25 protein-coding genes and 1 pseudogene are annotated in these 21,279 nt (G+C 58.6%); 11 read left to right on the top strand and 15 right to left on the bottom strand.

All coding sequences use genetic code 11. The features are described 5' to 3' along the window. Positions 1-7: 7 nt before the first annotated feature. Together QEP15_RS16035 and QEP15_RS16030 are read left to right on the top strand one after the other, a co-directional pair. A complete protein-coding gene (locus QEP15_RS16035; RefSeq protein ID WP_280147712.1) occupies positions 8-382 on the top strand; it encodes a hypothetical protein in 375 nt (124 codons plus the stop codon). Positions 383-1,199: 817 nt separating this feature from the next. Continuing rightward, positions 1,200-1,475 (top strand): hypothetical protein, encoded by a 276-nt coding sequence (locus QEP15_RS16030; RefSeq protein ID WP_253856649.1) that lies wholly within the window; start codon positions 1,200-1,202, stop codon positions 1,473-1,475. Between the two features lie 350 nt (positions 1,476-1,825). Here QEP15_RS16030 and QEP15_RS16025 read toward each other — a convergent pair whose 3' ends face one another. Next, positions 1,826-1,978, bottom strand: coding sequence for a hypothetical protein (locus QEP15_RS16025; RefSeq protein ID WP_280147711.1), 153 nt, complete (start codon positions 1,976-1,978; stop codon positions 1,826-1,828). Between the two features lie 351 nt (positions 1,979-2,329). Here QEP15_RS16025 and QEP15_RS16020 point away from each other — a divergent pair, with 351 nt between their 5' ends. After that, positions 2,330-2,809: a pentapeptide repeat-containing protein gene (locus tag QEP15_RS16020; RefSeq protein WP_280147710.1), complete on the top strand. Its 480-nt coding sequence runs from the start codon at positions 2,330-2,332 to the stop codon at positions 2,807-2,809. Positions 2,810-2,924: 115 nt separating this feature from the next. On the opposite strand, the gene QEP15_RS16015 is transcribed toward QEP15_RS16020, so the two are convergent. Together QEP15_RS16015 and QEP15_RS16010 are read right to left on the bottom strand one after the other, a co-directional pair. Then, a complete protein-coding gene (locus tag QEP15_RS16015) occupies positions 2,925-4,583 on the bottom strand; it encodes an ABC-F family ATP-binding cassette domain-containing protein (protein WP_280147709.1) in 1,659 nt (552 codons plus the stop codon). A gap of 369 nt (positions 4,584-4,952) precedes the next feature. Continuing rightward, positions 4,953-5,438 carry an Lrp/AsnC family transcriptional regulator gene (locus QEP15_RS16010; RefSeq protein ID WP_280147708.1) on the bottom strand — a complete coding sequence of 162 codons (486 nt, stop codon included), beginning with the start codon at positions 5,436-5,438 and terminating at the stop codon, positions 4,953-4,955. Between the two features lie 96 nt (positions 5,439-5,534). Between QEP15_RS16010 and QEP15_RS16005 the strand changes: the two genes are divergently transcribed. Then, positions 5,535-7,025 carry an aminotransferase class V-fold PLP-dependent enzyme gene (locus QEP15_RS16005; RefSeq protein ID WP_280147707.1) on the top strand — a complete coding sequence of 497 codons (1,491 nt, stop codon included), beginning with the start codon at positions 5,535-5,537 and terminating at the stop codon, positions 7,023-7,025. Between the two features lie 60 nt (positions 7,026-7,085). Here the strand turns inward: QEP15_RS16005 and QEP15_RS16000 are convergent, their stop codons facing one another. Next, positions 7,086-7,454, bottom strand: a complete 369-nt coding sequence (locus QEP15_RS16000; protein WP_280147706.1) for a hypothetical protein — start codon at positions 7,452-7,454, stop codon at positions 7,086-7,088. Positions 7,455-7,589: 135 nt separating this feature from the next. Here QEP15_RS16000 and QEP15_RS15995 point away from each other — a divergent pair, with 135 nt between their 5' ends. Then, entirely contained in the window at positions 7,590-8,039 is a 450-nt protein-coding gene (locus QEP15_RS15995) for a hypothetical protein (RefSeq protein WP_280147705.1), read from the top strand. Positions 8,040-8,720: 681 nt separating this feature from the next. On the opposite strand, the gene QEP15_RS25995 is transcribed toward QEP15_RS15995, so the two are convergent. Together QEP15_RS25995 and QEP15_RS15990 are read right to left on the bottom strand one after the other, a co-directional pair. Next, positions 8,721-9,035: a DUF4224 domain-containing protein gene (locus QEP15_RS25995; RefSeq protein WP_425285957.1), complete on the bottom strand. Its 315-nt coding sequence runs from the start codon at positions 9,033-9,035 to the stop codon at positions 8,721-8,723. Positions 9,036-9,227: 192 nt separating this feature from the next. After that, on the bottom strand, positions 9,228-9,908 hold the full coding sequence (locus tag QEP15_RS15990; protein WP_280147704.1) for a hypothetical protein: 681 nt from the start codon (positions 9,906-9,908) through the stop codon (positions 9,228-9,230). A gap of 201 nt (positions 9,909-10,109) precedes the next feature. On the opposite strand from QEP15_RS15990, the gene QEP15_RS15985 reads away from it, so the two are divergent. Together QEP15_RS15985 and QEP15_RS15980 are read left to right on the top strand one after the other, a co-directional pair. Further along, positions 10,110-10,685, top strand: coding sequence for a hypothetical protein (locus QEP15_RS15985; protein ID WP_280147703.1), 576 nt, complete (start codon positions 10,110-10,112; stop codon positions 10,683-10,685). A 115-nt stretch (positions 10,686-10,800) separates the two neighbouring features. Next, positions 10,801-11,031, top strand: a complete 231-nt coding sequence (locus QEP15_RS15980; protein ID WP_280147702.1) for a hypothetical protein — start codon at positions 10,801-10,803, stop codon at positions 11,029-11,031. A 26-nt stretch (positions 11,032-11,057) separates the two neighbouring features. On the opposite strand, the gene QEP15_RS15975 is transcribed toward QEP15_RS15980, so the two are convergent. Continuing rightward, entirely contained in the window at positions 11,058-11,618 is a 561-nt protein-coding gene (locus tag QEP15_RS15975; protein ID WP_280147701.1) for a DNA cytosine methyltransferase, read from the bottom strand. 364 nt (positions 11,619-11,982) lie between these two features. Here QEP15_RS15975 and QEP15_RS15970 point away from each other — a divergent pair, with 364 nt between their 5' ends. Further along, entirely contained in the window at positions 11,983-12,486 is a 504-nt protein-coding gene (locus QEP15_RS15970; RefSeq protein WP_280147700.1) for a hypothetical protein, read from the top strand. Positions 12,487-12,725: 239 nt separating this feature from the next. On the opposite strand, the gene QEP15_RS15965 is transcribed toward QEP15_RS15970, so the two are convergent. Beyond that, positions 12,726-13,670 carry a putative phage abortive infection protein gene (locus QEP15_RS15965; RefSeq protein ID WP_280147699.1) on the bottom strand — a complete coding sequence of 315 codons (945 nt, stop codon included), beginning with the start codon at positions 13,668-13,670 and terminating at the stop codon, positions 12,726-12,728. A 196-nt stretch (positions 13,671-13,866) separates the two neighbouring features. On the opposite strand from QEP15_RS15965, the gene QEP15_RS15960 reads away from it, so the two are divergent. Continuing rightward, positions 13,867-14,379 carry a hypothetical protein gene (locus QEP15_RS15960; RefSeq protein WP_280148918.1) on the top strand — a complete coding sequence of 171 codons (513 nt, stop codon included), beginning with the start codon at positions 13,867-13,869 and terminating at the stop codon, positions 14,377-14,379. Between the two features lie 53 nt (positions 14,380-14,432). Here the strand turns inward: QEP15_RS15960 and QEP15_RS15955 are convergent, their stop codons facing one another. From QEP15_RS15955 to QEP15_RS15935, 5 genes and pseudogenes are all read right to left on the bottom strand, one after another. Further along, positions 14,433-15,374 (bottom strand): hypothetical protein, encoded by a 942-nt coding sequence (locus QEP15_RS15955; protein WP_280147698.1) that lies wholly within the window; start codon positions 15,372-15,374, stop codon positions 14,433-14,435. 130 nt (positions 15,375-15,504) lie between these two features. Then, positions 15,505-15,726, bottom strand: coding sequence for a hypothetical protein (locus QEP15_RS15950; protein WP_280147697.1), 222 nt, complete (start codon positions 15,724-15,726; stop codon positions 15,505-15,507). A 71-nt stretch (positions 15,727-15,797) separates the two neighbouring features. Further along, positions 15,798-16,428 (bottom strand): annotated as a pseudogene (locus QEP15_RS15945) (SOS response-associated peptidase). A gap of 87 nt (positions 16,429-16,515) precedes the next feature. Next, on the bottom strand, positions 16,516-16,854 hold the full coding sequence (locus tag QEP15_RS15940) for a hypothetical protein (RefSeq protein ID WP_280147696.1): 339 nt from the start codon (positions 16,852-16,854) through the stop codon (positions 16,516-16,518). Then, complete coding sequence (locus QEP15_RS15935) at positions 16,847-17,191, bottom strand: DUF6864 domain-containing function (protein ID WP_280147695.1); 345 nt, start codon at positions 17,189-17,191, stop codon at positions 16,847-16,849. The genes QEP15_RS15940 and QEP15_RS15935 overlap by 8 nt, the downstream gene beginning before the upstream one ends. A 1,051-nt stretch (positions 17,192-18,242) precedes the next feature. Between QEP15_RS15935 and fmdA the strand changes: the two genes are divergently transcribed. Then, positions 18,243-19,472: a formamidase gene (fmdA, locus tag QEP15_RS15930; protein ID WP_280147694.1), complete on the top strand. Its 1,230-nt coding sequence runs from the start codon at positions 18,243-18,245 to the stop codon at positions 19,470-19,472. A gap of 9 nt (positions 19,473-19,481) precedes the next feature. Further along, entirely contained in the window at positions 19,482-19,814 is a 333-nt protein-coding gene (locus QEP15_RS15925; protein ID WP_280147693.1) for an FmdB family zinc ribbon protein, read from the top strand. 77 nt (positions 19,815-19,891) lie between these two features. Here the strand turns inward: QEP15_RS15925 and QEP15_RS15920 are convergent, their stop codons facing one another. Together QEP15_RS15920 and QEP15_RS15915 are read right to left on the bottom strand one after the other, a co-directional pair. Next, positions 19,892-20,635, bottom strand: coding sequence for an ABC transporter substrate-binding protein (locus QEP15_RS15920; protein ID WP_280147692.1), 744 nt, complete (start codon positions 20,633-20,635; stop codon positions 19,892-19,894). An 81-nt stretch (positions 20,636-20,716) separates the two neighbouring features. After that, positions 20,717-21,142 (bottom strand): copper resistance protein NlpE, encoded by a 426-nt coding sequence (locus tag QEP15_RS15915; protein ID WP_056324109.1) that lies wholly within the window; start codon positions 21,140-21,142, stop codon positions 20,717-20,719. Positions 21,143-21,279 lie beyond the last annotated feature (137 nt).

Here is a 21,279-nt window from a genome sequence, read left to right as displayed (position 1 = left end):
CATGAGGATGCAACGATCGTTCTTCTGGGTGGAAGGTTGTGACGCGAAATTGACGCTCTCCGGATTGGTTTCCGAATGGCTGTTCTCGTCAGGATTCTGGAAAAATATTAATGCCATCCACGGCACTATTTTTGATCAGTATGAAGAAGACGAAGTTGATGTTTCTACACTGGAGGTGGTGATCCGTGCTCTCGAAAAGCATATCTCAGGCCTTCGTGCTCTCCCTGCAAAGAATGTGGAATTTGTGAGTGGCTGGACAGAGGGCCGCGTAGCTATACAGTCTTGTGTGTCTAAAGACGTTGCATTGTCAGAGTTGAACGATCTTCGAGCTTTTTTGATTAAGGCTGTCGCCAATAAATCAAAGATGATTTTCTCGCTTTAAGGCAGAGGGATGCGGCGAGCGGCGACGGGTGAGCAGCGTCCGCATTGTAGGCGGTTGAAATGAATAGTTTGTTGACAACGGCGGAAGCCTTTCGCGCAATGCTGATATTCGTGGATCGCTACTACGAGAGGGGGTCGCCAAAGCGAAGATATCGCCACTCTTTTGAACGGTATCTCGACCACTATATGGGCCGACGGAAACACTAATGATCCAGCTCAGTGGGGCGATTGGTTAGCCGCTGTTGAGGCTTCAAAAAATCACCATTCAGGCTAGGTCGTCTTGCCACGGGACGAAGTCGCTGCACGGGCGGTAGTCAGGTGCTGACGAGAAAACAAGGTGTCAGACACCGAGGTTCGGCCGGGCTTTCGTACGCCCTGACGCCGAAACGCGTCGATCCAATGGATCGCTTTGGGCTTCCGTTTTTGCAGCACTCCCCGATGGCTCGATATTGCGTAACAGGTGATTGTGCCGCCGGGCTTCAAAGAAACATGACGGCAGCCGACTTTCTCGATAAGCGGAACGAGAATGCGGACGTCCTGGCGTATCTGGCGAGCGGAATGGGACGAATAGGCGCCGGCATAGAGTCTGCAAGCTGTTATTCTGGGACCGCGTCCCCCGCTGTCCGCCTAGTGGGCAGCGGGACAGTCGTTGCGGGCTGGGCGTTTGGAGGACTAGAGCAAATTATGAGGCCTAATTCGCATGCCTACGGAATTTCGGGGTTAATAGATATTGGTGTTCAAACGGCGGGAAAAGCCGCGCCAGGCGGAACCTTTCTGCTCAACGAACTCGGAGAATACCTAAAATCAAGGTACGCGAAATGAGGCATGAACTTCAGAAATTGTTTAAACGGCATGCCGTCCGCGATGGACATATGCGTTATGGATATATTGTTTTTTTTGTTGTTTTGGGGGGGGCGCTGGTTTTGGCTGATCTGTATCGATGGCATACGGAGTGGTTATATATCGTCGGGCTGGGAATTGCGGCTTTTGGTGGTTATTCCGCGCAGGCTTATCTTCTTAAGATTCGTCCCTTTGAGGATCCACCGTATCCTCCGAAATGGTTGGATAAACGAAAAGATGAGGGAGAAAAATAAAATTCATCTTTTTTTTGGCTTGAATATCGGGCCTACGCCGACCTAACTTACCCGATATCGCTGCATTTATTTTCCGACCGGGTGCCGTCCAAGGCGCAGATCATTGTAGTAAATATTGCGAACAAGTTGGCGCGAACCATGCTAAAGGTGTTGACGGAAGAGTATCCAAACCAGTGCGAAAATTTTTGGGAAGATGCGCTGGCTGACCCCGGGGATGCGTACGGTAAGTAATGCGACATCCTAGTGCCGTTTGGCCGCCAAGAATGCCTAGGACGCAGTGGCAAAAGACCCATCCATAGTCGGCGGCGTCAATAACGACGTCGACGTTGCCCTCAGCAGCGCCAGCCAGATCAGCAGCGGGCATATAGCAGCACCGCAAGCGGCGCGGCCATTTCCGCTGGCCGCGATATGACGATCATCTTCTCGGGCAAGGCCATCAATCCGGCATCATCGTTTCCAGATCTGACCTTGCCGCGAACCACGACATGGCGCTGGATGTGCAAGGCGAAATTTTCCGCCAGTCGGGGTTCCGCCAAGTGACGGTGTCGGAAATATTCAGGTTACACAGTTGCCAAGTCAAGCTGGGCAACTATCCAACGTTAGCGGGATGCCTGGGTAAGATAATTATGGGCCTTCGGTTGGGATAATGATGTCACCGCCGCTGCCGGAACAGCAGGACTTGAAAATCATCCTCAGTGAAATCGAGAATGATGCGTGGGGATTTGTAATAAATATATCGCGTCCCGTCTGGTAGGGGGAATCGATGTGACCCCAGGCGTTCTGCCGAGCTCGATGAAGGGGAATGTGAAGTCGGTTTCTGGGATAAAGGTTGATTATACGGATTGGGGAAATGAATGATTGTTCTTATTTATCAGACTGGTGAAACGTTGAAGTTGGATCTAGATACCATGGTAGGCGCAAATTTTGAAGGAGAGAATCTGCACCGAATAATTTTCGATGGCAAGGTACTTCACGACTGTAATTTTTCCAATTCATTATTAAGAAATGCTGCATTTATAGGTGCCGACCTTTCTCGTGCAAAATTTCGATTCGCTAAGTTAATTAATGCGTACTTTAGGTGCGCCACATTAAAAGACTGCGATCTACAAGGCGCTGTGCTTGTGGGGGCCGATTTGACATCCGCTGATTTGACACGAGCAAATCTTTCAAACGTCGATGTTCGATTCTGCAGTTTTAAAGGGGCTATCATAAAGCGCGCCAATATGGACGTCGTTAATGCGAAAAGTGCTGATTGGGATGGCGCGATTTATGATGCGGGAACGATATGGCCAATTTATTTCGACCCTGGAGCGTTCGGGCTTGTGAGTGAGTAACTTGAAGTTTAAGAGAGGACGAATGTTATTGATTTTATGATTTGTCAGGTAAGGTTTTCCTTCATTGTGGCCTTCAGTGCCGTCGGCTCTAATGGATCCGTCATCGGCCAATGCGTCATTCCGCAGTGATCCGCCAGCCTTGAAGCTCCCAAACCATTTCATGCGTAGGCGCAATCCCCTCCAAAAACGCCTCATCATGCGACACCACGACCATCGCCCCGGGATACCCTCGCAGCGCCTTCTCCATCGCCTCCGCCGACTCAATATCCACATGATTCGTCGGCTCATCCAGCAATAGCAACTGCGCAGGCGCTTTTCGCCACAATGCGCATGCCAGGCCAGCCTTGAGGCGTTCCCCGCCGCTCAAGGTCCCCGCGGGCGCATTGACCTGCTCAGATCCCAGGCCCAGCAACGCCAACCGACTGCGAAGTTCACCTTCCGATAACGGGGCGCCCAGCGCATGCAGCGTCTCCAGCAGGGACTTATCTTCCGGAATGACAGACGCCCGCTGGTCCAGCATGGCGGTCGGGACCCGTACGTCGCAGATGCCTCCGTGCGGAATCAACTCCCCCGCCAACATCGATAGCAACGCGCTCTTGCCGCAGCCGTTCGGCCCGCGAATTGCCAAGCGGAAAGGGCCCGACAGTGTCATCGTCAGCGCGCAAGCGTCCGCTGGATACGGCGGTCTCGCATGCTCCAGATGCAGAACGCGGCGCCCCTGCGGCACCGCGGTTTCGGGCAAAGCCAGTGCAACGTGGGCCGATTGATCAATCTGTGCGGCTGCCTGCCTTACCGCGTCATCCAGCGCGGCAACCGCATCCTGCCGCCGCACGTTCTCTCTGCCCGCATGAGCTTGGGCATTCGCCTTCTTCATCCCCAGCAGGATCGGCGCCTGGTTCGCATCCCGGGCCTTGCGGGTGTCGCGGGCGGTGCGTTGTTGTTGGGCGTCGTGTTGCTGGCGCAGCGCGCGCAGGGTGGCGGCCCGTTCGTTGCGGGCGTGTGCGAGGGACGCTTCATTCGCGGCGGTCAAGCGGTCGCGGTGGTCGCGGTATGCGGAGTAGTGGCCGGAATGGGCGTTGAGGTTGCCGCGATCCAATTCGATGATGGAGGACATGGCATCGAGCAGCGTCCTGTCATGGCTGACGACAATCAAGCCGCCGCGCCAGGTGGTGATCTGATCCATGAGCCAGCGGCGGGCGCCTGCGTCCAGGTGGTTGCTGGGTTCGTCCAGCAGCAAGGCGTCGGGGGTTTGCATCAGGGCGCCGGCGAGCGCGACGCGGGTCAGTTCGCCTCCACTGGCGGCCGATGCGGGACGTTCGGGCTGCCACGAAGGCAAGCCCGCGTCGGCAAGCATGCGGGTCCATTCATCCCGAATGCGCCAATGGCCTTCGGCAAGGTCGTAATCCGCTTGGCGGGTGCTGCCGGATTCGATGCTGGACAGGGCGTCAAGAATCGGCGCGATGCCGGCGACTTGGGCCAAGGTGGTGCGGACGGATCGTGGTTGTTCCTGCGGGACATAGGCGATACGGCCGCGACGCACGATGCGGCCGCTTTGTGTGGCGATAACGCCTTGCGCCAATTGCAGCAGCACGGACTTGCCCGCGCCGTTGCGGCCGATGAGGCCGTGGCGGATGGGGGCAAAGTCGTGGCTGACGTCGCGAAGCAGGACGCGGCCGTCTGGCAGCGCGTGGCTAACGTGACGCAGGCTGAGGAAAGGCGCCGACGCGGGCGGCTGAGGATGCGCCGGTGCGGGCGCGTGAGAAGACTGGGCCATGGAAAGCTCTCCGGAATCGACAAGGCGCGTTGCGCGTAGCGCAAGCGGTGATCTAGGGGAGGGCTTAGAGGGTCATGGCCGGACGAGTCTCCGCGATGAGGGAATAAGCGAGGTTCGAGTAGGGTGCCGCGGGAAAGTTCCGGGCTGCACGCTGCGAAGCATTTTAACGGGCAGGCGGCACCGTAGACGCAGTGCCGGTTTTACACCGGCAGCTGGCAAGCGAAGCGCTGGGCCGTTTTGAAAGGGCGGCTGGCATTCAAACCTGTGGACGGTTGAGCCTACGCAGCCGGTATTGAAACACATGACCGTTAAGGCTCAAGCAGCCAGTTGAAGAACCTTGCGGCCCTCAGCCACGCCGCCCGATCCTTCTCAATCCTCCAGCAGCCGCAAATCCGGCGGCCGGTTTTCGATAATGGCTTCCATGCTGAAAAATCCTGTCACCGTGGACAGCTCAAAATCCGTGATCAGCTTTTGGTAGAACCGGTCGTATCCTGCCATGCCGCGGCAGACGACTTTGATCAGGTAGTCCCAATCGCCGCCGATGCGATAGAACTCGGTGACTTCGGGCAGCCGTTCGACGTGGTGGCGGAATCCGTCGGCCCAGGCCTTGGCATGGTGGCTGGTGCGGATCATGACGAAGACCGTGAGATCCAGGCCCAGGGCGACCAAGCTGACCTCTGCGCGCGTGCCGCGGATGATGCCGCAGGCGTTCAAGCGTTGAAGCCTGCGCCAGCACGCGTTCTGGGAGAGGCCGACCCGATCGGCTAGCTCGCGCTGCGACAAGGAACCGTCTTTTTGCAGGCAGTTGATGATGCTTAGATCAAGCTTGTCTATTTTTTCCATGGATTCGATCATATGACCCGTTTGTGCGAAAAAACAGCAAAAAAACGGTGATGTTTCATCTGGGCATCCATCGTATGATATTTCCGAACTTTTCGGATCTATTGCCTCATGAACACGACCCTCGCCGGTGCGCCCGCAGGCGCCCCGGCTTCGCCTTTGCAGCAGTTCCAAGACAGCTTGAAGACTTCCGATATTGCGGCCGCGCTTGCCGACGGGCTTATCGGAAAGGACGCCTGCATTGACGGACCGTTTGGCTCCAAGCCGCTTGTCTATGCAGATTACGTGGCGTCGGGCCGGGCGCTGATGCAGGTCGAGCGCTTTGTGCTGGAACAGGTGCTTCCGTATTACGCCAATTCGCACACAGAAGCCTCGTTCTGCGGCGGCTTCATTACCCGTCTGCGGCGCGAGGCGCGTGCGGCGATTGGCCGCGGTTGCGGGGCGGGCGATGAACACGCGGTGATTTTCTCGGGTTCGGGCGCAACGGCGGGCATCAACCGGCTGGTGAATCTGTTTGGTGTGAAGGCGGCGGTGGCGGCTGGCCGGAAGGTCCGGGTCATTATCGGACCCTACGAGCATCATTCGAACATCCTGCCATGGCGCGAATGCGGCGCTGACATCGTCGAACTGGAAGAAAGCCCCGAAGGCGGGCCGGATCTGGCGCAACTGGCTCAAGCGCTGGACGCGCCGGCGGGCTCGCTGGTCGTGTGCGCGCTGTCGGCGGCGTCGAATGTGACGGGTATCGTCGCGGACGTCGAAGGCATCACGCGGCGGGTGAAGGCAGCCGGCGCGAAAATGCTGTGGGACTATGCAGGCGGCGCGCCGTACCTGCCGATTCGGATGTCGCCGGCGCCTGATGCGCAGATCGACGCCATCGTGTTTTCGCCGCACAAGTTCATTGGTGGTCCGGGTGCCTCGGGCGTCCTGATCGTGCGCCGCGATGCGGTGCTGGATACGACGCCGACGTGGCCGGGTGGCGGCACGGTGAAGTTCGTGTCGCCCGTGGGCCATGACTACAGCGGCAGCCTGGAGTCGCGTGAGGAAGCAGGTACGCCGAACGTGGTGGGGGACATCCGCGCCGCGTTGGTGGTGCTGGTCAAGGAAGCATTGGGCGCGGATTTCATGCAGCAGCGCCATGCGCATTTCGTGCAGCGGGCACTGGCGGCGTGGAAGGGCGCCGAGCGCCTGGAACTGTTGGGGTCGCTGACCGCAAAGCGCCTGCCGATCTATTCTTTCCGGGTGCGCGACGGCAAGGGCGGGTTCGTGCATCAGCAGTTGGTGACGCGGATGCTGAGCGACCGTTTTGGCATTCAGGCTCGTGGCGGATGTGCATGCGCGGGTCCGTACGTGCATCGTCTGCTGGAAATCGACGATGCGCAGTCTTTGCAGATGCGGCAGGCCATTCTGGATGGCCGAGAAATCGAAAAGCCCGGCTTTGTGCGCTTGAACTTCAGTGCGTTGCTGTCGGACGCGAAGGCGGATTTCATTCTGGAATCGGTGTTGGCGCTGGCGGCCGACGCCACGGAATACGCGCACCTTTATGGCTTTGATCCCAGCCGCGCCATTTTCTTTCCGCACGACGCGCAAAAGAAGGCGGCTTGACGTGCGCTAGCGGATGACTGCGGTTGCGGCGCTTGAACGGCCGCAATCGCAGGCCCGCGTTCAATTCTTCATGTGCAGGCCGCAGGTCCGGATCCACGACGCCTTCATGTCCGTGAGATCGTCGGACGCGCCCGTCAGCGTGCGCGTGACCTGATCCGAAAACTGCACGCCGTCGCGGCGGCATGCTTCAAAGTCGTCGCTGAGCGCAAAGCGCGCGTCCAGCAGGTCCAGCCGGCCCTGGCAAAGCTCCCGATTCAATTCCAGATTATTGGCGGCCTCGCGCGTGCGTTGGACGTCTTGCGCCTGTTTGATGCGGGCCAGCTCCGCATCGACGCGCGCGATGCAGCCGTCGTCGGCCAAGGCGGGCGCGCTGGCGCACGCGGTGATGAGTAGAACGGTGGCGAGGAATGGGCGATGCGGTACGGCCATGCTGGAAAACCTTGATGTAGCGCGATGATTGGCTTGCATCATAACTGCAGCCCGCACCCCGGGGACGCTTAAGTTTCAGGCCCTTTAACCGTTAAGGTCGATACAGCGCCCACCGGCCGTCAGGAATTCTTCTCCATGTTCAATATCATTTCGCTCGTCGTCACCATCATCGCGCTGATCGCCTGGGCCGTGCATCGCCAGCAGCAGCGGCACAAGGCGTTGTTGGCGAAATTTCGCGAACACAATCAACGGTTGGGCACGGCGTTTCCGGAAGACAGTGTCGACAGCGAGTTGATTCTGAGCGACAAGGGCAAGAAGGTCGTCATCGCATTCGACCCGCAAAGCCAGAAGCTGTGCATGGTCGATGGAGCAAAGGATCCGGGCGAAGTCCTGGACTTTTCTTACATCCGCAAGTGGCAGCTCAAATGGACCGAGAAGTCCGGCAGCGGAAATCTGTCGTTCCTGAACGTTCACTTCGACTTTTCCACTAACGATCTGAAGCGGCCATTGATCCGTATCCCGGTCGCTGGCAAGGGCTATGGCGACATGTGGAATAGCCGGTTGGGAATTCTTCTGCAGGGCTGAAACGCCATTGCGTTAACGCGGCAATGCCGCGGGCCGAAAATTGGCGGCCCGCTGCGCGGCATGTGCCGGTCCGCAGGCGCCGTTTTCGGTGCACCCTCGTCCGGGCGTCCCCAGCAGGGGACCCTGCCTATGGCGTAATTCTCGGCGCGCTGCGCAATGCAGCTGCGGCACAGGGTCGGTCACTGTGCAAAAAGCCAGTTTACCGCTCTCGTAATCTGTCCTACCGTCGTTAACAGATCAATGGCTTGCGAAGCCTGAGTTGCGGCTTCTTTTCAGACAGCCGGCGGTCAACCTTTCTGTTTTATCAACGCTTTACGACGGAGATGAAAGAGAATGACGCTGACGCATGGGTTCGACTCTACCCTGCCGCAGTCGAGCGCCCATTGGAACGTCAAATTCAGGACGGTGAGAAGCCGGTTGGCACGCCCGTAGGCGTGGGCGAACGCATCCATCGTCTGAACGACGTGTCCGTGCTTGATCTAGTCGAGTAGGAAGTTGGCAAAGACCTCCTTGAGGGTCTCCGCCGCAGGCCTATAGAGACGTTGTGTGGCGGGGGAAATATCCTTGAGAAGGGGGGTTAGCGCCGCATCTATCAGTGTCGTCATGCCTTCTTGGGGGACTAAGATGATCCGTGCGTATTCAACCAGTGCACTATGCAGGTCCGTCCCAATCTTGCGCCATTTACCGCCCTTGACGTACCAGAACGCCCCGTGCTTCCGGTAAACGCGGGCTGAGAGATGACGGTCTTTGGTTCTTGGTCGCATGGCCTAATGCTGCCTGCATAGAGGCCCGGAGAACCACGGTGGGTCCATCAGGGTGGATTTTGAACGGGATGCCAAGGAATTTCAGGGAGTCAACCTGCCCGTTCTTCCTGGCCTTCCCGGTAAGTTCGATCAGCTCCTGTTGGGAGAGCGTGAGCACATCGCCTCCAAAACAAAGCCTGCACGGAGCGGGCTGAATCAATAATGAATCGATGACGCGTATTTTCTGCGTCATAAACGTGGCAATTCGTCCAGCAGTGACACCGTGTCCGCATAGGCCCGCATGGCGCGCTGCGCGTCGATCTGCTCGGCCCCGAGGGTTTCGGCGCACTCGCGGACCTGGGCGGCGCTCGACGGGGGGCGGCGAGCTGCCCCACGACCAAGGGGCTAGCGGCTTCGATGAACTCGCGGACGCCAGGTGCCATGTTCACGTCGGATGCCCAATGGATCGCAGATCGGTGCCATGCAAAGCGCTGCCATCGCGCCGCTGTGGCCCGTCTTCAAACGTCAGACGCCGGAACGAGCAGGAATCCCACCATTTCCAGTCGCAGTTGCCGAGCGCCGCGGCGAGCTGCTTGAGGCGGCCGACTTCCGGTCGGGCGGCGTGCGCAGCGCACGGCCACCGTAGGGATCCGTCGCCGCTGGGGCAGGAGTATTGCGCCTCGCTGGCCTGGGGCGCGGCATCATTCGCCCGGCCCATCTGTTCGCCAATCGCAGAGAGATTGACGTCCGGCTCCCCGTCGTTGGGGTCCAGGCCCAGCCTTTCGCTGATGGCGGCGAGCGCTTCGCGGGCAGCCGCCACGAACAACTGCTGGTACTTGGTCTCCCATTGCGCCTCCTCGGCTATAGGGGAACTTGCCAGCCGGACCGCCTCGCGCCGCAAGATGGTCGCAGCAAGCGCGGCGTTCTCGTTGCCCTTGATATCCTCGAGGCCATCGGCCAGAGCCACCAGGGCGTTTGGGTCGGCAATCAGGTCGTTTAGTTCGTCGGCGGACAACTGGGCCGCGTCCGAGGGTTCATCTGCTCCAGGAGCGGGTAGCTTGGAAAGCAAAGCGGATTTGATCAGACCGGATATGATCGCGCCGACGGTCTGCGCCTGGTTCTGCACTCGCTGCTTGAGCGAAGCCGAGGTCAGTCAAGATCTTGGACGCCAAATCGGCGGCTGTGGGGCAAGGAGTTATATATTCAACGTCCAAAATTGTGTTAGTCGCGCCTCAATGCTTTCTGATTGGCATGTGACCTCGCGACACTGAAATGAGACGATCAGTCGAGTAGCATCTGAGGCTGCCCAGAATGGGAGAATCGAGACGTGAAGCCGAGTCAAGTCGCCGTAGTGGAAATGCCTTCAACGGGAACTTTGGAGTTGATTCTTCAGTGGGGAGGGATCGTAGCGAGTTTGATCGCTGCGGTTGGAACGGTCGCTGCAGTCTTCGCTGCAATTTCTGTCGCCACGCGGCAGAGACGTGATCGTGATGAGGAAATTCGCCGGGCCGCGGAAGTGGCGTATTGGATAATCCTCCCGGAAGTTGTCCAGCTTCGAGAAGTTCACTTTCCCGTCGCTGAAAGTGTTCTCCAGGATGTCTTGATGTTGTCGGATGGACAGGTCCTTTCTCGTGAACGAGCTGGGGATCTGAAGGCTGTAGTGGGACGGATGTCTATGAACGGTACGAGGCAAGTGTTGGATAAATTGCCACTACTCCACAATGGGATCGGGGTTTTAATTGCGGAGGTCTACGGACGCTTTGACCGTCTAAAGGTGAACTTAGATAGCATCGCAGATAAGGAGGAAGGTATGGATTTGCTCTTTCGAGAGCACGTCCGACAAATTCTTCAACGCGTGGAGAGACTGTCGGCCGTCCTGGATCAAACGAATATACGATCCTGAACGTTTGCATCGCGTTTTCCAACCGCGCCGGTTGCGACGCCCAGCCGCATCGACCTGCAAGCCGTACCGCATCGCATCGTTTTGCGAGTTGGGAGCGGGGGGGAGGCATGTGTTCATGCTGCATCTCCTTGTCGAGTGGCGGTGCGGCATCGACAGCCACGGGGTCGAACAGTTTGTGAGCGGCGTCAAAATCAATCCAACTGCCCGCACGATCTTCGAACCGCTTTACTCCAACGTGCAGGCCGATCCACTGGTAGAGCCGCGCGATGACGGTTTCCGGGTTTTGGTAGCCGTGCTGCGGGAACACGGCATTGACGTATTCATAGCTCAACTGGTTAGTGCTTAGCGCCTGGGAGGCGGGGGTGTGGTCGTTCATGCGGCTCTCCTGATTGCGTCGATGGCATATGCAGCCAGCGGCGGCCGGCTGGCGTTGCCCAGCATGTGCAGCCCCAGGGCGTGGTTGTTTGGGCGGTGGTAGTCGTCTGTGAAGCCCATGCCGGCGCGATTCTCAGCGGTCGGGAGCATTCGCATGCGGTCACCGTCCACGAGCGCCCAGCGCGCGCGGGTCGTGATGGTGCCGAGCGGGCGTTCCAGCGAGCGGTCGGTAATGCCCGAGCCGGATCCGTAGTACGGCATGACGAAGCGGTCGCCGTACTGGCTACGGCCTGCCCGGACGCGCGCCAGGGTCTTGGGCGCCCGGCCGGGGCGTTCGATATCGGACCAACTGGCCGCGCCGAAGTCGATCACCTCCCGGATGGGGCGGTGAGGCAGGGTGGGCGCCGAAAGCTGGATAGGGTGTTCGCTGCGCGTGGCCGCGATCAGAATGCGGTGGCGATGTTGCGGCACACCGCAATCTGCCGCGTCCCAGATGACGGGCGACAGGCGTAGCGCAGGGCGCTCATCGCCGCGCACCATGCCGGGTAAAGCTGCCACTGCGCGAACGCCGGCACGTTCTCTTCGAGCACGAACGGCGGCCGGTGGCATTCAGTGGCGGAGACCACCGCCCAGGCCGCGGCGCGGGCGGCGTCGTGATGTGGTTGATCCTTTCCTCTGGCTGGGGGGGCCGTGCAAGCCGGCGACGCAATCAACAGGTCATGCGCCGGCAGAGGGCAGAGGCTCCTTTGCCGAATACTCCGTGTCCCACAAGTGGGACATGAACCCGCCAAAAGTGGGACGGGAAGTGGGACAATTTTCCCGGGCTGTTGCGCCCTGAAGAAGCATTCTGCGAACAATCAGCTTTGCGTTTTGTGACCTCAGGTTGCAAACTATGGTCTCCCCGGTTTTTGTAGAAGAGACTATGGAAAATTTACCCGGCGGCCCTTTTGGCGAACTAAAGTGGGGCGGTCTTCGCCTCGCAACCCTCGCGGTCAACCGAATTGAAAGCCGCGTGTCGGACATCTTGAGCTCTTTCGAGATGGTCTTTAAGGAAAACAAGAATTCCGGGCTGGAGTTCATCGTGACGAATGATCCGGTAAGGCCTGCAATCGTAAAGTCGCGAATTGGCACTGCAGAACTCCGAGTGACTTGGGCATTCGACAGGCCCGCGACCGCAAGACATCCTCATGAAGAATTGGTAGCTCGAGTTCGCCCGGCGCTACTGGATCCTCTCGATCTTAGTGCCGCGCCAAGAACGCTTACGCCGGACTGGGAGCTCAAAGTCCGTGGTCACGGAGACGCATCGGTTTTTGTCGGGGAACATGAGTTAGTTCTTTATGCGAACGATATCAATTACGACTACGGCAGCCTAGTTTATGTAGGCGGCTTGACCTTGTTCAGAGCAATCGCTGAAGTGCGACCCTGATTGTTAAGGTCTGGAATTCGGGCCGCCTTCGGGCGGCTTTTTTGTTTCCAGAGAGCAGGGGCCAGAGAGAACTGTCCCCGGGCCGCATGGGCACCGGTTCGCTGACATCGGCTACGCCTGCGCTCGGGGGGATCGCTGAGCGCGATGACCTCCGCTTCAGAATTAGGCCGATACAGAAGGTCTGTTGCTCGCGGAATGCTCTGTGGCTACTCGGAAACACTCAGTGTCCCTATGAGCCGTTACAGGGTTGTCAAATCACGCTGGCTCGAAATGCTTTTTGGTTTGACACTTCCGGACAATAGGGACTTTTTAGCTATGTCGGAAGAGAAGCTTGATTCCGAAAATCCGTGGGATTTGAGATCCCGCGACACCTCCACGTAGCCGTGGCAGTCATCCGGCAAGTTGTCCAGCAATGCGTACCGGTTGACATACGCAGTAAACCTCTTCCCGCGAGGTGTCGTCTCATTAAAAAAGAGCATGATGAGTTCTGGGGTCGATAGCCGAGCGCGAATTATCGAAACGTACTCCCATTTTTGCCGCCAACTGATGGCCTCATGATCGTCCACCCACCTGATGAGCGTGTAGAGGGTCCGAAGAAGCGTTGCCAGATGAGGCTCGTTGTCTTCGTAGACTTTTGCCCACCAAGAGATGGGATCAGGTGCGAACATGGCTTCACGGACCATCTCTTGTATCGGGGAATCGAGCGAATGAGCTGGAGGGGACAGTGCTCGGATGATTTCGGCCTTGGTTTTGGCGTTGTTTGACCACACCATTGCCTCCAGGGCTCTTAACCCTCTCAATCGTGCGTGGCCGGGGTCGTCTCCATTCAAATAATCGGTTTGATAGACGGCCTCGCGATAATGGCTCATCCAGCTGTTCAACGTTTGCTCAAACCCTTGTACTGCAGCCTGCTCGCGCTGCTCTTGCAACTCTTTTCTTTGCGAGTGCAGCGTGAGAATGAGTAAGACAATAGTCACCAACCCAACAACCGGGTTAACAATTCCTCCAATGAAGTCGCCAAATTGTCCCCAAATGGCCTGGTCGTTGGATAGGTCCGATCCGAAATTGATCACGTAGTGAATCATCGAATAGGCCGCAATTCCCGCAGGCACCGCGAAGGCCCACCAGATGTTTTTGTTGGAATCGTCCTCAGTCGTTTTTCGGGATTCAAAGTCTTTTTTCATATCTGCGTGGCCAATATTTTTGGTGACTATATCATTTTGAAACAAAACGGCACTGACAGACAAACAGCGCCGCTTCGTGGATGAGGACCTCGCTGACCTCAACGCCACGCAAGCGGCGATAAGGGCGGGGTGGCGATTGGAAGAAGTTCAAGGACGGGCCGCATTTCCAGATCCCGCGCAATTGGAAGGGCCGTGCATGCACCCGCTCCTGCGCACTGCGTTGCCCTACCTCCTCATTGGTGCCGCCCTGCTGGCCGCGGCCATCCTGGGTGTGCGCTGGTACGGTGCCAGCCAGTACGAGGCCGGCGAAAATGCCAAGCAGGAGGAAATCGAGAAACGTCAGGCGGTCATTGAGCGCGCCTGGCAGGAGGAAAGAGATCATGCAGATGCCGAACATCGCGGCGCCGTCCTGGCGCGACAACAGATCGAATCGAAGCTGGCTAAAGCTGAACGCGATCGGGATGCCGCTTTTGTTCGTGTTGACGGGTTGCGCAGGCAGCTTGCCGACAGGCGCGCCGAGGCTCCCTACGCTGGCGGCGGACCTGATGATGCCGGACCCGACTGGATCGGCCTATTTGGAGAGTGTCTCGGCCGAGCTCAAAGCCTTGGACGACGACTTGGCGAGGTGGGAAAGGATGCTGCAGCACGGGCTTACCAAGTGAACGGATTACAAGGCTACATCCGAGGCCTGCGTTTGAGCAGCCACTAGTCAAGTCAGGTATCCGGTGGAGTAGTGGATTCATCCGTGCAATGCTGAAGTGGCTAGGGACGCGAAGCTGTTGGATCCGTCAACAGCCCTTCTGAATTGATTGATACTCCGGCCACATTGTCTGCAAATCGGTAGGCCACGTTGAACTCGCTTGCCTCGTTCGCTTCAGTGCGAACGAATAAGGTGGCATCGCACCACTTCTGCGCTTTCAATTTTGTACAAATTAAAGAAAACAACATCGACAACGAATTTCCATTGGGATGAGTGACAGGAAGACTTGCTTGTATGCACAATTCGTCCCCCTCAACGTTTAAACCTGCGCTGGCCTTCGCCCCGTTTTCTAATTCGAAGACAGTCCCAGCGATGAGGCACAGGACACCCGCAGTCAATTGATCCTTATTTCGTAAATACTCCTTGCGCGAGAAGCCGCAATTGATCCCACCTAGGCATGAAATTAATTGCGTATGAAAAGTCTCAATGTCATACGCAGGACCTACCACTAGTACTTGCATCGCACGTTGCAAGGCATGCTTTGCATTTGGGGACAAGCGCCAGGGGTGTAGTACGAATGTGTTACTCCCTTGAACAAATTCAAATGCCGCTTTGACCTCGGTTTGCAAGTTGGCGCGAGTCAGGGCGAATAGCCTTCTGAGTTCTTTAGCGTTCACTTGGAGGCAGCTGTCGAGGATTGCTCGATAGGCGAATGGGGGGAGTGGATCTCGTATGTTGAATGCCGGGCCCAAAAAGCCCTGCTGTATGACCAACAGACGAAACCGATCATACATAGTGTTCAGATGCTTCGACGATGCTCCTGAATCCCGCCCTTCAGGGTGGGTGGCAAAATTGCAGATGTCCTGCAATACGCTGCCGCGGTGAGCTAGTTGCCGAATCTTGACAAGAAGTGCTTCGACATCGCTTCTAGATCCGCGTCCGGATTGGACGGTGGGAATGAGTTCTCTCAGGCGAACTTCGTCTTTTACGGAAATAGTGGGCATGGCTACCTCTGATGAGGCTGTCATCGTATCCCATTGGATACTATTGACGCGGACCTCAGCGAACATAGATTTAGCAATGTTTGCATTAGGACGACCTGCGGCGGCGCCATCCTCTTTCGCACTTCGCTAGTCAATGCGCAATCCACTGCATCCACCATCCCTGGTAGTAGCGCCGCCCCTCGATCTCTTCGAAGCCGCAGACCATCAGGCCCCGGTCAGAACAGAAGGTGAGCAGTTCCGGTTCGAGCAGATCGGGTATCGGCCCCTTCGCGGTCGCACCGAACTTGGCCAGGCCGTCCATCGTCATGACGCGCACCTGACGGCGCATGTCCTGGCGCGTGATGGAGTACATCCGAACGGTGCCTATCACCGCTGGGGCAGGGGCGTTGTCCCGGCGCTTCTGGCCGAGGTAATGGGTGCTGACTATAGAGCAAAGCACGATCCGCTGCTTTGGTCGGAGCTGGCAGTCAGCGAGTCTCCATACGCACCCTCGGGAAGGACCACCACCATGCGTTTTTCTTTGTTGGGCTGGTGGTAGTCGCGGAACAGGGGATCGTTGTCCGCATTGATGGTCAGCATCGTGTAGCTCTCGTGCCACTGACCGGCGCCGCCCCGGTAGCGATCCCACAGCCCGGCTATCCCTAGCGGCGCTCCGTCCGCCCGGGTGAACCGGGTGGCAACCGCTTTTCCGGATCGCCCAGTCCGGTTCGAAGATCGCGTCGGCGGGGATGATGCAGTGCTGCACCCGGCGCCAGGCGATTCGGAAGGTAAAGGCGTTGGCGACGCGGTCATCACGGGCGTTGAAGGTCGACAGCTTCTCCGCGCCGGCCACCGCGTCCGGCCGGGTGGATCCTGAGATCAGGCCCCAGCGGTCCGTCACGGCTTCGATGCCGGGCACCGCCTCATCCCCGGGGTCACGCTCCGGGGGGCGGCGGACGAAGATGCCCTGGTAGCGCGGCCACATGTCGTACTTGCCGAGCATTCCCGGCCGGGTCACGCCGAACTTCTTGAGCAGCAGCTCGGCGTCTTTCAACGTCTGATAGTGGCTGCACATTGTCCCTCCGAACGGGACGGCCAGTATAGGGGATCTTCTCCTCCTGCGTACAGGTATCATGGGGCAATCGCTGACTTCGCGACCTTGCTACTCGTCTTGCTTGTCGCTGGAAACCTCTCGTCCGATTGCGTAGCCGACGTATGTGCCGATCAGTGGAAACGCGTACTTCCAATACTCCATAGCGTCGGACACTGATTTTGACAAAAATAAATGAACTACTCCAGCAACTACTACAACGAACGATAGGATAAACGCACAAAACTGGCCGGAAAAAAGATTGCGAACGATAAGCTGTCGGGTTGCTGTCGACAACTCTGCGGATTTCGTTTGATGATCTAATTGGAGCTTCAAGATGCCCCGGTCGGAGCCTGCAATCTCGACTTTGCCCGATGACGCTACTTCGAGTTCAACTTTCGCGTTAGCCATTGGACGCATCCAAAAAGAAGGTGTAGTCGAGTGCGAATGATGCGTGGTCTCCATCACCGTGCAGGCTCACCCTTATTCCCGCATAGATGTCCTTCCCTTGAAATTGACCAAACTTGACGGGCTTGGCGTATCCGACACCAAGGCCATCAGGATTCTGAAACTTAAAGACTGCCGTCTGCCCCTCTCCGACCACGCTAACATTTTGCTTGCCACCATCTGTCGTCACTTCCACTCGGACATTTAGAGAGTCGGCGAACTGAAAAGTAATGGGTGTCATGCCGAAAGACATGACGGACCCTGCCTCGAGAACGGTGTAGGAGCCGGCTTTAATGTTCATTGTTTTCTGTGTCACCTAAGTGGCGTTATTAGATACGCGCGAACGAAAAATCTCCGCGCGATGTTACAACAAGGAGCGGGAGCGGTATATCCGCGAGGATCAGGACGATATGCGCTTGGCTCGGGCGCTCGCTTGCGGCCTGAAGGCGAGCGGTGGTGGGCTCTCCCCATCGCACGTCGACAACCCACAAGGCGTCGACTCGAGGGAAGCGTATGAGTGGCGAGAGACTGATGCCCAAAGTAAGCAATGTCGGACTAAGTAACCTTCGATTGCGCGCTTAGAGTGTGCAGTCGTTGCGACTCAGGCCGAGGGAAGCATACTAAACAACTTGTATAGACAGTACCCCGCCCACAAGCAGCAGATGGCGGAACCATATGCGCAAATTATCTGCGCGAACTCCCAAGATCCCACTTCCCGCGGGTTCTTCAATTCGGTGTCTTTATCGCTAAAAGACTTCGCATAGCAGTCCGCGCTTGCCTTCCAGCCGCGGGCTCCTGCTGAGTGCATGTATCGGCCGAAGGTTAGACTGGCGACGGCCAGAGCAATTCCCAGCGCAAACGGCACAAACGGCAGGGAAGCTCGTGGTGTGACGGTCTGCGCTAGTGTGAATACCCCCGCCAATCCAGCGGCGTTCAACAGAAACAAAGTCTTTAGGACCTCGATTCCCCAAGTATCGGTCGCGCGAAGTTGGTACTCGTGCGCAGCGACAAGTTGCCGGTGTATCAGCACTCTTCGGTCTTCGATGGGAGGGATCATGTGCTGCCAATCTTCCTTGTCGCTTCGCCCAATGGTCATTATACGAGCGAGAGGGCCGAGATTTAGATGAAATCAGACACGGGGCGGCGGCGACAGGTCGAGCAGCCACCAGTGCGCTCGGATAGGGGGGTGAAGTAGGGCACACTGAGCAAAAAGCCAGTTTACCGTCGTCTAAAACTGTCCTACCGTCCTTTACAGATCAATGGCTTACGAAGCCTTAATTGCGGCTTCTTTTTAGACAGCCAACGGTCAACCCTTCTGTTTTATCAACGCTTTACGACGGAGATGAAAGAGAATGACCAACACGCTTATCAGTGTCGATCTGGAACAATCCCCCTACGACAACAAGCAGATCCATAACCGCTGGCATCCGGATATTCCGATGGCGGTGTGGGTAAAGCCTGGGGACGATTTCATTCTGGAAACCTATGACTGGACGGGCGGCGCGATCAAGAACGACGACAGCGCCGACGATGTGCGGGATGTGGATCTGTCCACCGTGCACTTTCTGTCCGGGCCCGTGGGCGTGGAGGGCGCGGAGGCGGGGGACCTGCTGGTGGTCGACCTGCTGGATATTGGCGCCAAGCCCGACAGCCTGTGGGGGTTCAATGGGTTTTTCAGCCGCAACAATGGCGGCGGGTTTCTGACGGATCATTTTCCGCATGCGCAGAAATCCATTTGGGATTTTCACGGCATGTTCACGTCGTCGCGGCATATTCCGGGCGTGAGCTTCGCGGGTCTGATTCATCCGGGACTGATCGGGTGCCTGCCGGACCGCAAACTGCTGGACGAATGGAACCGGCGTGAGCAGGCGCTGATCGATACCAATCCGAATCGCGTGCCGCCATTGGCCAACCCGCCCGCGCCCAAGACGGCGCATATGGGCGCGTTGCAGGGCCCGGACCGCGATCGGGCGGCGGGCGAGGGCGCGCGCACGGTTCCGCCGCGCGAGCATGGCGGCAATTGCGACATCAAGGACCTGTCGCGCGGGGCGCGGGTGTTTTTCCCGGTGTATGTGAAGGGCGGCGGGTTGTCGGTGGGCGATCTGCATTTTTCGCAGGGCGACGGCGAGATCACGTTCTGCGGCGCGATCGAAATGGCCGGCTTGGTGCACATGCGCGTGTCGCTGATCAAGGGCGGCATGGACAAATATGCGATCCGCAATCCGATCTTCAAGCCCAGTCCGATCACGCCGGCCTACAAGGACTTCCTGATTTTTGAAGGCATTTCGGTCGATGAGGCCGGCAAGCAGCATTACCTGGACGTGAACGTGGCCTACCGGCAGGCGTGCCTGAACGCCATCGAATACCTGAAGAAGTTCGGCTATTCGGGGGCGCAGGCCTATTCGCTGCTGGGTTGCGCGCCGGTGCAGGGGCATATCAGCGGCGTGGTCGACATTCCCAATTCGTGCGCGACGCTCTGGTTGCCGACGGAGATTTTCGATTTCGACATCCAGCCGTCGGCCAGCGGACCGGTCAAGCACATCAAGGGCGACGTCGACATGCCGCTGTCGCGCGATCTGTAGGAGACGACGATGCCGATGTATGACTATGCCTGCGCGGAATGCGGCGAATTTGCCCTGTTGCGGCCCTTGGCGCAGTGGCGGGATCCGGCCGCATGCCCGCAGTGCGGGGTGCTGTCGGGCCGCATCGTGGCGGGTGCACCGGCGGTGTCTGCGCTGTCCTCGGCGATGAACCGGGCGCACGCGGCCAATGAACGCAGCGCCAATGAGCCGCGCAGCACGCGGGCGGGGCACGGCATGAACTGCGGGTGCTGCAGCGGCGGGCGCTCGCGGGGCCGGACGCGCACGTCGGGCGATGGCGCCAAGTCATTCGCGGGCGCGAGGCCCTGGATGATCAGCCATTAGTCCATCGCTGCCGGCCGGGAAGCTGTTTGAAGACGCCCGGCCGTGCGGCGTTCCCGCGCCTACGACTACGTCCAGGACTACGCGGCCGTTTCCAGCGGCGCCACGGCGGCGCCCTGGATCTTGTGGCGCGCCAGCGCCTCGGCGACGAAGCCGGATTTCTTCATGGCTTCGACGAAGGCCGACAGGTAGGCGCTGGCCTTGTCGCCGCGGCGCTTGGGCACGCCCATCGCCTGGCGGATCAGCATGAAATGGCCGTCCAGAAGGCGCAAGCCGCCCAGGCGTTGCGCGTCGGCTTCGAGCTGCTGCTTCACGCCTGCGGCAACTTCCATGTTTTCCTTGAGGAAGGTGTCGACGACGGCGGGCGAGGTGGGGGCGCGAAAGATCTCGGCCTGCTTCAGTTCACGCGTCAGGTACAGGTCATAGGCGCTGCCTTTGCCGACGACGACACGCTGGCCGGGACGGTCAACGTCGTCCATGCCGGCAATCGGCGAGTCCTGGCGGACGAGGTACGCGCCTTCGATGACGACATACGGCGCCGTGAAGGCGATCTGCTCGCCGCGCAGCGGGTCGATCGCGAAAAAGCCAACGTCGGCTTGTTCGGCGGCCACCGCACTGACGGATTCGCCCGCGGATTTGAAGACGACGAGTTCCAGTGTCACGCCCAGCCGGCGCGCAAGTTCGGCAGCCAGATCCACCGACACGCCGCCGGGTTGGCCAGTGGCGGGGTCGGCATTGGCGAGAATGGGATTACCCAGGTTGATGGACGCGCGCAGCACGCCCGTGGGGGCGAAGGCAGACAGCAGTTCGTGATCGGTCTTCATGGCTTCCTTGCGGGAGGGGGCGCGCCGCCGGGCGCGGTCGATGCCAGAGGATAGCCCCAAAGCCCGCAGCGGCGCGATGCCTTATTGCGCGCGGCGCAGCACGTAATGACCCGCGAGCGGGCCGGTGGGCCGCGTGCCGTCGCGGTATAGCATCGTTACCTGGTTCTCGCCGACGAAGTAACGTTGGCTGTCGCCCGCGGCATCCAGACGGATCGTGCTGCCGTCGGACTCCCAGCTGAAGGTGCCCGACACGACTTCGGGTTGGGGCTGACGGTCCAGATACTGCGTCAGCTTCTCGTAGCGGCCGTCCTTCATCAGCGTCAGGCGCGTGCGGATGCCGGGGCAATCGGCGCAGGGCAGGACGCCCTCATAGCTGCCCGGCCAATCCAGGGAATTGCGGGCGGTGTGGTTGTCCACCGGCACGGAGCGGGCGGTGATCGGCTTGGACGGGGCGCAGCCCGCAAGCAGCGCAAGACTCAGGGTGCAGGTCAGGGTGGTTTTCATCATGGCGAGCTCCTGTGTGACGGCCTGACGGACGGCCAGACGCGTTTTCACGATACGGACAGTAACTGTCCGATGCTGAAACGGGATGTAAGACCGCAACGCCGCAAATTTGGCCAACTGGGACAAGCAGGCGTGCGCTA

It is taken from the genome of Achromobacter mucicolens, assembly GCF_029866465.1.
GTDB classification, from domain to species: domain Bacteria; phylum Pseudomonadota; class Gammaproteobacteria; order Burkholderiales; family Burkholderiaceae_B; genus Achromobacter; species Achromobacter mucicolens.
Note: the sequence above shows the minus strand (reverse complement) of the source record. Positions and strands in the feature narration are given on the sequence as shown.